Below are 1731 nucleotides of genomic sequence, written 5' to 3' on the forward strand. Positions count from 1 at the left end.
ATCCTCAGCTCCCTGGCCGACTACCTCGCCAAGATCGGAACGGAACGCCAAGAATCCGAGTAAAAACACCCTGCCGTATTTCGGACGCAGGACACTAGGACCTGGAGCAGATCGTGGAGAAGGCCGCACAGCAGGTGGTCGTCCCCGCACGACGGACCTTCTACGGGCGGCAGGGGCTGAGGTAGGGGAGAAGCAACGAAAAGAGTCGGTGGGGCGGGCGCGCACCCGCCCCACCAGCCTGCCTGGGGCTTGTGGCGGTGGTTAGGAGATGAGTCGGAGGCGCCGTTCACCGTCGGGGTCGGTCCACGGCCCGGTCGGTGGGCCGTCGATGGCCTCGATCATGGTGTCGTCGATGTCGGTGACCAGGTGTCCGTACCGGTCCATGGTCGTGGTGATCGACGTGTGCCCCAGGCGGCGTTGGATCTTGAAGACGTGCACGTCCTTGTCGATCAGCCACGCCACGTGGGTGTGGCGCAGGTCGTGGATGCGCGGCTTCTTCCCGAGTCCCCGCTTCTGGGCTTCCTGGACCCCGGGCACCCACCGGCGGCCGTAGAACGAGGAGTGCCGCCACCAGTGCCCCTGCTTGGTGGTGAACACGAACTCCTCCGGGCCCTTGCCCTCCAGGCGGGGGCGGATGAGGTCGATGGTGCCGGGGGAGAGCGGGATGCGCCTGCGGGAGCTGCGGGTCTTGGGCGCACCCAGCTTGAAGGTGTTGTCAGGTTGGCGTTTCCACGCCCTGCGTACGTCCAGATACCCGCGCATCAGGGGTTGGCCGTTGGCCCCGATCGCTGTGGTGATGGTGATGTCGCGGACCTGGAGGGCGGTGAGTTCGCTGTAGCGCATCCCGGTGCGTGCGAACACTTCCACCATGTCGCGGACGTCCTCGGCCATGGAGTCGCGCAACAGGGTGAGTTCCTCGCGGGTGAGGAAGCACATCTCCCAGTCGCCCTCACCATCGTCGATACGGGGTAGGCGGGTGCGTGAGGCTGGGTTGGAGGGTCGGATGGGTGGGTCTTCTCGGACGGCGGCCTCGCAGATGGTGAACAGCAGCGCGTGGAGGTTGTGGATGGACTTGGGGGACAGGGGTTTGCGCAGCCATCCCGGTTCCTTCTTACGGCCTCGGCTGGGTGTGTCGGTCCGGTATGTGGCTGTGGGGTCGGGAGTGCCGGTGCGCAGCTGGTTGACCCAGGCCCGCACGTCCTTGGGCTTGAGCTGGGACGTGTCGCGCAGGTTCACGTTCCCGAAGGTGGGGAGCAGGTGGTTGGTGAGGTCGCGGTGGTAGTCGGCGCGGGTGCGTTCGGCGATGCCGGTCATCGAGTCGATGAGTTCACGGGCGAAGTCGGCGAACAGCACCGGCTCCGCCTCCGGCTCATCGTCCTCCTCGGCCTGGACCCAGCCGTGTCCGGGGACCCACCCCTGTGCCCACCCTTGGCGGGGGATCCAGTTCTCCGGCCACTGATGGTCGGCTGCTTCGACGTGGAGCTTGAAGGTGTGGGCGTCGGCGTGGACGTCGAACGGCTCGGACTGCGGCGCTCCGTCACGGGTGCCGCCGAGTCGCCATTTGACCCAGTACCGGGTGCGCCCGTCGGCCAGTGTGCGTTGGTTGATGGTTGCCATGCGTGGACCATCGCTTGGTCATGTCCCTTGGAGTGGTGTAACTCCTGGATGGGTGATCTGACCTGCAGGGCTATAGCAACGAGGCGAGCCATCGTGTGACGGTCAAGAGGAAGG

The 1731-nt window shown here is 66.1% G+C and carries 1 protein-coding gene; it reads right to left on the bottom strand.

The genetic code is table 11. From position 1 onward, the window contains the following. Nucleotides 1-261: 261 nt before the first annotated feature. Entirely contained in the window at nt 262-1617 is a 1356-nt protein-coding gene (locus BJF83_RS02575) for a site-specific integrase (RefSeq protein WP_075925034.1), read from the bottom strand. Nucleotides 1618-1731 lie beyond the last annotated feature (114 nt).

Source organism: Nocardiopsis sp. CNR-923 (genome assembly GCF_001942255.1).
In the GTDB taxonomy this organism is placed as follows: Bacteria; Actinomycetota; Actinomycetes; order Streptosporangiales; family Streptosporangiaceae; genus Nocardiopsis.